Annotated in this window: 6 protein-coding genes; 4 read left to right on the top strand and 2 right to left on the bottom strand. The window is 75.6% G+C overall.

Translation table 11 applies throughout. The features are described from left to right. Window positions 1-3 precede the first annotated feature (3 nt). Both BGM09_RS35660 and BGM09_RS35665 read left to right on the top strand, forming a co-directional pair. Window positions 4-4,905: a DNA repair ATPase gene (locus BGM09_RS35660; RefSeq protein ID WP_317453022.1), complete on the top strand. Its 4,902-nt coding sequence runs from the start codon at window positions 4-6 to the stop codon at window positions 4,903-4,905. A gap of 69 nt (window positions 4,906-4,974) precedes the next feature. Continuing rightward, window positions 4,975-5,721 (top strand): phosphotransferase family protein, encoded by a 747-nt coding sequence (locus BGM09_RS35665; protein ID WP_188285894.1) that lies wholly within the window; start codon window positions 4,975-4,977, stop codon window positions 5,719-5,721. A 50-nt stretch (window positions 5,722-5,771) separates the two neighbouring features. Here BGM09_RS35665 and BGM09_RS35670 read toward each other — a convergent pair whose 3' ends face one another. Both BGM09_RS35670 and BGM09_RS35675 read right to left on the bottom strand, forming a co-directional pair. After that, window positions 5,772-6,374 (bottom strand): phosphatase PAP2 family protein, encoded by a 603-nt coding sequence (locus BGM09_RS35670; protein ID WP_188283513.1) that lies wholly within the window; start codon window positions 6,372-6,374, stop codon window positions 5,772-5,774. Next, entirely contained in the window at window positions 6,371-7,126 is a 756-nt protein-coding gene (locus BGM09_RS35675) for a DedA family protein (protein ID WP_188283514.1), read from the bottom strand. Before BGM09_RS35675 ends, BGM09_RS35670 begins: the two co-directional genes overlap by 4 nt. Before the next feature lie 113 nt (window positions 7,127-7,239). Here BGM09_RS35675 and BGM09_RS35680 point away from each other — a divergent pair, with 113 nt between their 5' ends. Together BGM09_RS35680 and BGM09_RS35685 are read left to right on the top strand one after the other, a co-directional pair. After that, on the top strand, window positions 7,240-7,650 hold the full coding sequence (locus tag BGM09_RS35680; protein WP_188283515.1) for a BlaI/MecI/CopY family transcriptional regulator: 411 nt from the start codon (window positions 7,240-7,242) through the stop codon (window positions 7,648-7,650). Then, window positions 7,647-8,366 (top strand): M56 family metallopeptidase (locus BGM09_RS35685; protein WP_188285895.1); only part of this gene is annotated, 720 nt, incomplete at its 3' end. The genes BGM09_RS35680 and BGM09_RS35685, both read left to right, overlap by 4 nt.

Genomic DNA, 8,366 nt, shown 5'->3' on the forward strand with positions numbered 1-8,366 from the left:
GGCGTGAGCGGGGTGCGGGAACCGCGGGGCACGGCGCCCGAGGGTTCGCCGGGCGCGGCCTCAGGGGGGCCGCGCCCGGCGGGCGGGGGAGCAGCGGGCGGGCTCGACGGGGACGCGTACGAGGTGCTGCGCGCACGGCTCACCGCGTCCGCGCGGCTGCTCGCGGACCGGGCGGGGGCGCTCAACTCCCGCCGCCAGGAGGTGTTCGGCAGCACCGAGCTGCGCCTGGACGGCACCGAGCGGCTGCGCACCGCCCACCCCGCGCAGGCGGCGGACGTGGCCGCCGTCGGCCCGTATCTGCTCTTCGCCTCGAACCCGCCGGAGGTCACCTCGGTCGGCGACGTCTTCCAGGCGCTCCGGGCGGCGTCGGTCGGCGAGGGCGGTGCGAGCCGTGAGGGCCGTGCGGATGGCGAGGGCGGTGCGGCCGGTGACGCGGGTCCCGCCGGGCTGCTCGACGACCCGGTGTTCGTACGGGAGTTCGGCGAGCTGTACCGCTACTACCGGCAGACGCGGCTGCTGCGGCTGCGCGTCGCCGAGGGGCGGCTGCTCGCCGTCTTCAGCACCGGGCCCGGCGCCGGCGACGTCCGCGTGGTCGGCTGGCGGGTCGCGGCCGACGGGAGCTGCGCGTACGAGGGGACCGCGCGCGAGGAGTGGGCCGACTCCGACGGCGGCGTCTACACCGTCGCATGGGCGGCCGTCACCCGCGAGGACCAGGTCGCGGGGCGCGATCCGCACCTCGCGCTGACCGCGGCGGACGGCGGCACCGTCACCGTCGCCACCTCCGGCGGCACCCTCGCCATCGGCGCCGACGAGGCGTCGTACGAGGAGCCCGTCGAGGACGCGCTCCAGGCCCTCGCGGACGCCGACGTCGCGTACGCCACCGTCGGCCCGCTGGTGCTGCTGCGCGTCCGGCCGTACCGCGAGGACGCCGACCGGCACTTCGCGGTCAACACCAGGACCGGCGAGATCGAACGGCTCGACGCCCTCGGCCAGGCGTGCCTGCGGCTCCCCGACGACCAGGGCGTGGTCTTCCCCGGCGGCTACGCGCTCGCCACCGGCGGCACCCGCGCGTACGAAACCGGCCCGGAGGAGCTGGAGTTCGAGCGGATCGTGCGGTCCGCGAACGGCGAGGACGTGCTGTACGTCTTCCTCGCCGCCGACGGCCGCCGCCTGCTGCTGCCGTACAACCTCATCCGCAAGGAGGCCGCCGCGCCGCTGCACGTCCAGGGCGCCGCGCTCTACGAGGACGGCACGCTGCTGACGCTGCGCCCGGCCGACGGCGGCGAGGCGGCCCGGGTGCACATGGTGCAGCGCTGGGAGACGCCGTTCCTGTCCGACGCCTACGCCGCCGCGCAGCCGGTCGGCGGCGGCCCGCTGGAGCGGATCGGCAACCCGGACCTGGTGCGGGCCGTCGCGGACACGCTGTCGGTGGCCCGTACCGCGCTGGCCCTGGAGGCCGCGCCCGCGCTGCCCGGCTACGAGGCGCTGGTCGGCGAGTGCGAGCGGGTGCTCGACCGCTACCACTGGCTCGGCGACATCGAGGAGGACTCCGCCCCGGGGAACGCGGCCTCCGGCGACCTGGTCACGCCGCTGGCCCAGGTCCGCGACACCGGACGGCAGGTGCTCGCCGAGTACGCGCGGGTCCGCGACCTGACCGCGCGCGCCGTGACCGCCGTCGACGAGAGCGCCGCCCGGATCGCCGTCCTCGTCCGCCAGGCGCGCGGCGAGGCCGTGAGGTCCGCGGACCAGTGGGTCGAACGGCTCACCGAACTGCGGCGCGCGCAGGGGCACTTGATGTCCCTGCGCGAGATGCGGTACGTCGACGCCGAGCGCCTGGACGCGCTCACCGTGAGCCTGGCCAAGGACCTGGCGGACGCCGCGCGCCGCGCGGCCGGGTACTTCGCCGACGAGCACGCCTTCGACGGCTACCGCGACCGGGTCGCCGCGACCGCCGCCGACGCCGAGGCCATCGGGGCCGCGGCGGACGCGGCCGAGGTGGCCGCCGTCCTGGACGAGCAGGCCACCGGGCTCGCCACCGTCACCGAGATCGTCGGCACCCTGGAGATCGACGACGCGACCGTCCGCACCCGCATCCTGGCCGCGGTCGCCGATGTGCTCGGCGCCGTCAACCAGGCGCGGGCCCTGCTCGACGGCCGCCGCAGGGAGCTGGCCGCCGCCGAGTCCGAGGGCGAATTCGCCGCCGAGAGCGCGCTGTTGGCGCAGAGCGTCAGCGGAGCGCTGGCCGCCGCCGACACCCCGGAGCACTGCGAGGAACAGCTCGGCCGGCTGCTGGTCAGGATCGAGAACCTGACCACGCGCTTCGCCGCCGACGACATCCGGCTCGCGGCCCTGGAGGAGCGCCGCGAGGAGATCCACCAGACCTTCGCCGCCCGCAAGCAGGCGCTCGCCGACGAACGCGCCCAGCGGGCACAGCGGTTGGCGGCCTCCGCCGAGCGCGTCCTGGCCGGGGTGCGGCGCCGCGCCGCCGCGCTGCCCAGCCTGGACGACGTCAACACCTACTTCGCGTCCGACCCGATGGCCGCCCAACACCGGCGGATCGCCGGGCAGTTGCGGGACCTCGGCGACCCGGCGCGGGCCGCGGAGGCCGAGGCGGCACTGGCCGCGGCCCGGCAGGACGCGGGCCGCTCGCTGCGCGACCGGCTCGACCTCTACGACGCCGACGGCACCGTGATCCGGCTCGGCCGCCACCGCTTCGCCGTCAACACCCAGCCGCTGGAACTCGCCCTCGTCCCGCACGCCGAAGGACTCGCCTTCGCTATCTCGGGCACCGACTACCTCGTGCCGGTCGCCGACCCCGCCTTCGCGGCCACCCGCCGCTTCTGGGACCGCCCGGTCGTCTCGGAGTCGCCCGGCCTCTACCGCGCCGAATACCTCGCCGCGACCCTGCTGCTCGACGCCCCCGGCTCGCTGACCGACATCCCCGCGCTGGTCAAGGAGGCCGCCGCGGACCGGCTCGACGAGGGGTACGAGCGCGGTGTCCACGACCACGACGCGACGCTGCTGCTGACCGCGCTGCACGAGCTGGACACGGCCGCCGGCCTGCTCCGCCACCCCGCGGCCGACCGCGCCCTAGCCCAGCTCTTCTGGACCCACGGCGCCGCCCCGGCCGCCCGCCTGGCCTGGACCACCAGGGCCCGCTCGCTGGGCAGGGCCGCCGCTGCCTTCGGTGACACCTCGGTCGCCGTCCCCGCGCTGGCCGAGCTGGCCGCCGAACTCGACGTGGCCGTACGGGACTTCGCGGCCCGTACGGGGCTCGGCCGGATCGGCGCGGCGGGGGAGGGGACACCGGTCGGCGACTACCTGGTGGCCGAACTCGCCGCCGAGCGGACCGGTTTCGTCGGCGGCGCCGAGGCGCGGGCACTGCGCGAGCGGTTCGTCTCCGCGCTCGGCGGCGCGCAGGGCGTGCCCTACAAGGAATTCCTCGACGACCTCGGCGCGCTCGGCGACGACCTGGGCGCGCGCTGGCAGCTCGTGACGGGCTGGCTCGGCGCCCATGCCTCGACCTCTTCGGTCTCTTCCGTGGACGGCGAACTCATGGAAGCCGCCGCCGCGTTCGTCTGCGGGCCCGACCTCGCGGTCTACGCCTCCGAGGCGGCCGTCGGCACCACCGTGACCGGGCTGCTGGGCACCCACCCCCGGATCACCGGGCGGCGGATGGCGGTGCGCCTGGACGAAACCCTCACCCGCGTACGGCGGTTCAGGGCCGAGGACGTACCGGCCTACCGCACCTACCAGCGGCACCGCACCTCCGTGGTGGCCGCCGAGCGCGACCGCCTCGACCTGGACGCCTACCGCCCGCGGCCGTTGACCGGCTTCGTCCGCAACCGGCTGCTCGACGAGGTGTCGCTGCCGCTCATCGGCGACAACCTCGCCCGCCAATTCGGGCCGTCCGGCGGCCTGTTGATGCTGATGTCGCCGCCCGGCTACGGCAAGACCTCGCTCGTGCAGTACGTGGCCGCGCGGCTCGGGCTCGCCCTGGTGACCATCGACGGGCCCGCGCTCGGCACCGGCGTCACCTCGCTCGACCCCGAGCGCGCCCCCGACGCCACCTCGCGCCGCGAGGTCGAGAAGATCAACTTCGCGCTGGAGCTGGGCTCCAACGTGCTGCTCTACCTGGACGACATCCAGCACACCTCGCCCGAGCTGCTGCAAAAATTCATCACGCTGTGCGACGCGCAGCGCCGCGTCGAGGGCGCGGCGGGCACGTACGACCTGCGGGGCAAGCGGTTCGCGGTCTGCATGGCGGGCAACCCGTACACCGAGTCAGGGCGCCTCTTCCGCGTCCCGGACATGCTCGCCAACCGCGCCGACGTCTGGAATCTCGGTGACGTACTGACCGGGCGCGAAGCGCTCTTCGCCCTGAGCTACGTCGAGAACGCGCTCACCGCCAACGAGACGCTCGCGCCGCTGGCCGGGCGGGAGCGCGGCGACCTCGAACTCCTCATCCGGCTCGCCGAGGACGACCCCACCGCCCGCGCGGACGACCTCGCCCACCCCTATCCGGCCGCCGAGCGCGAGGACATCGTGGCCGTCCTGCGCCATCTGCTGCGCGCCCGCGCCACCGTGCTGGCCGTCAACGCCGCCTATATCGCCTCCGCGGCCCGCACCGACGCCTCGCGCACCGAACCGCCCTTCCTCCTCCAGGGCTCCTACCGCACGATGTCCCGCCTCGCCGCCCGTATCCAACCCGCCATGAACGAAGCCGAGTTGGAGGCCGTCATCGACGACCACTACCGCGCCGAGGCCCAGACCCTCGCCTCCGGCGCCGAATCGGCCCTCCTCCACCTCGCCGCCCTCCGCGACCGTCTCACCCCCGCCGAGGCGGCCCGCTGGTCCGCCCTCACGTCCGCCTACGCGGGGGGCGGCGGTACGGCCGTGGGGTAGCGGGCGGCGGCCGGCCCGCGCGACATATCAGGTGACGCGGGCCGACCGTCCCCCGGATACTGGCCGCTCATGGACGAGGTCAATGTGGTGGTCGCCCACTCCGAGCGCGCGACCCTGCGCGTCGGCGACGTGTTCTTGAAGGTGGACGCCGACCAGGCGCGTATCGACGTCGAGGTCGGGGCGATGGCCCTGGCGCCGGTGCCGACCCCGGAGGTTCTGTGGCGCAGGCCGCCCGTGCTCGCGCTCGCCGCGGTCCGTGGGACGGCGCTCGGCCGCCTCGGTGAGCCGTCGGCCGCGTCCCCGGCGGCGTGGGCCGCGGCGGGCGCCGCCGTCCGGCGGCTGCACGACGCGCCGTTGCCGCCCTGGCCGGGCCGGCGCCGCCGGGACCCCGACGAGTTGGCGGCGGAACTCGACGCCGAGTGCGAGGCGCTCGTGACGAGCGGCGTCCTGCCCGCCGACCTGGTCACCCGCAACCGCCGGGTCGCCGAGGCCGCGCTCCGGGCGTGGACCCCGGTGTTCGCGCACGGCGACCTCCAGATCGATCACGTCTTCGTCGTCGGCGCCGAGGTCACCGGCGTCATCGACTGGTCCGAGGCGGGCCGGGGCGACGCCCTCTTCGACCTCGCCACCTTGACGCTCGGACACGAGGCGCGCCTCGGCGACCTCCTCGTCGGCTACGGCGCCGACGTCGATCTCGACGTGCTGCGCGCGTGGTGGTCCGTGCGCGGCCTGCTGGGGGTCCGCTGGCTGGTCGAGCACGGCTTCGACCCGTTCGCGCCCGGCTGCGAGGTCGACGTGCTGAAATCCCGCGTGTGAGGCCGCGGGCCCGACCCTGAAGCAGGGCCCGCGCCGGGGTGGCGCACCGGCTATTCGGCGGCCCGCAGGGCGTACACCAGGGGGCGGAGTCTGGTGGACCGCAGGCGGTCGACGGCGGGGGCGGCGCGGGGGGCCAGGAGGGAGACGGGCCAGGCGACGAGGGCGCCGACGAGGAGGCCGACGACGACGTCGTGCGGGTAGTGGACGCCGATCCAGACGCGCGAGGCGGCCATGAGGAGGGCGAGGGGGACGGCGTAGCGCAGTCCCAGGCGCCGGTCGGCGAGGAGCAGGGCGACGGCGGCGGCCGCGGCGATGGCGGAGTGGTTGCTGGGGAAGGACCAGTCGCCGAGCGCCGGACACGTCTCGACCGTGACGGTGTGCAGCGTCTGACAGGGCCGCTGCTCGTCGAAGACCGCCTTGACCCCGTCGTTGACGAGGAAGGCGACCACGACGGTGAGCGGCACGGACAGCGCCGCCGCCATGGCGGCGGACCCGGCGGGGCGGGCCCGCCACCAGACGATCAGCATCAGGACGGCGAAGAGGCCGATCCCGTAGTCGCTGAAGAAGCGGACGGTGTCGTCCAGGGGCTGCGGGGTGCGCCCCGCGAGGTCGGTGATCCAGCGGTACAGGCCCGCGTCGAATTGCGAGGTCACGGGCGCTCCGGGTCGGAGGAGGAGACGGCGGCGGGGGTGCTCACCGCGGGGTTCGTCACGGCGGGGTTCGTCACGCCGGGTGCGGATACGTCGGAGGCGGCGCCGGCGGCCTTCGCGCCGTTGCGGCGGCTGCGCCGTACCTCCAGGACCAGCGGCGCCAGCGAGACGACCACGATCACCGCGACGATCGGCAGCAGATACGTGTCCACGTGCGGGATCGACGAGCCGAGTCCGTAGCCGCCGAGCACCAGCCCGACGGTCCAGACGGCGCCGCCCGCGATCTGCCAGACGGTGAAGGTGCGGGCCGGCACGTTCAGCGTCCCGGCGAGCGGGTTGAGCACCGTGCGCACGATGGGGATGAAGCGGGCCAGGACGACGGCCTTGGCGTGCCCGTACCGTTCGAGGAGTTCCGCGGCTCTGGCCGCGCCCTCGTGCAGCTTGGCGTTCTTCGTACGGTTCAGCAGCGCGGGGCCGCCGCGCCGTCCGATCACGTAACCGGTCTGCGCCCCCAGCAGCGCCCCGGCCAGGGCGGCGAGCAGCACCTGCCACAGCGAGAGATGCACCACATCGGAGGCGCCGGGCACGCACAGCAGCCCGGCGGTGAAGAGCAGCGAGTCGCCGGGCAGGAAGAAGCCGATGAGCAGGCCGGTTTCGGCGAACATGATGACCGCGATGCCGACGGCCCCGAAGGACGACAGCAGGGAGGTCGCGTCCAGGACGTTCACGGCCTGATCGAGCGCGGGCAGGGGCATGACGGTGGGGCCCTCCCATAATGGGTCCTGGGGTGCCGCGCGGCACCCTCCCCGACTACAGTCGTGTAGTCGGTCTACAGAACTGTAGACGAACGAGCCGGAAGGGGCGATCCATGACGGAGGCCAACGCGTCGGCCCGGCGGCCTTCGGGTGAACTCGAGGCGAGCGTGCTGGCCGCGCTGTGGGCGGCCGACGGCCGCGCCCTGACCCCCGCCGACGTCCAGCGCGATCTGGGCACCGCCCTCGCGCGCACCACCGTCACCACGATCCTCGCGCGCCTCTACGAGAAGGGGTCCGTCAGCCGCACCCGTTGGGGGCGCGGCTACGCGTACCTGCCGGTCCAGGACTCGCCGGGCCTGGCCGCCCGCCGCATGCGCACCGAGCTGGACAAGTCCGGTGAGGACGACCGCGGTACGGTCCTGGCCCGCTTCGTCTCCCAGCTCGACCCGGACGACGAACGGCTGCTGCGCGAGCTGCTGGTCCAGGCGGAGGAGGACGACTCCCCCGAGGCGGAGGGCCCGTGAACCTCGCCGTCTGGGCGCCGCTGCTGCTCCCGCTGCTCGCCGTGCCCGCCGCGCGGCGGCTGGCCGACGCGCTGCCGCCGCGCGCGGCGGCCTGGCTGCTCGCCGGGTCCGCCGTCGCGCTCGCCGCGTGCAGCACCACCGCGCTGCTGCTGCTCGCCGGGGCCGGCGCCCTGCGGCTCCCGCCGGTCGCCGCCTTCGCGCACTTCGTGCTGCCGGTCGTCGGCGACCAGGTGACGGTGGCCGCCGCGTGCGTCGCCGCCGTGCTGCTGACCGCCGTCGTCACGGCGCTGGTCCGCACCTCGCGCCGCCACCTCGTGCTGGCCGCGCGGGCCCGCAGGCGCGCCGTCGCGGCCGGTACGGCGGCCGGTGACCTCACCGTCCTCCAGGACCCCGGGCCCGACGCGTACGCGCTGCCCGGACGGCCCGGCCGGATCGTCGTCACCACCGGGATGCTGCGCGCCCTCGGTCCCGCCGAGCGCGAGGCGCTGCTCGCCCACGAGCGGGCCCACCTCGCCGGGCGCCACCACCTCTTCCTCGCCGCCTTCGCCCTCGCCTCCTCCTGCCACCCGGCCCTGGGCGGCCTGCGCGGGCCGCTGTCCTACGCCCTCGAACGCTGGGCCGACGAGTCCGCCGCCCTCGCCGTCGGCGACCGCCGCCTCGCCGCCCGCGCCATCGGGCGCGCCGCCCTGGCCTCCCGGCCCGGTGTCCGGCCGCAC

Origin of the sequence: Streptomyces sp. CBMA29 (genome assembly GCF_014596445.1) — a bacterium.
Lineage (GTDB): Bacteria > Actinomycetota > Actinomycetes > Streptomycetales > Streptomycetaceae > Actinacidiphila.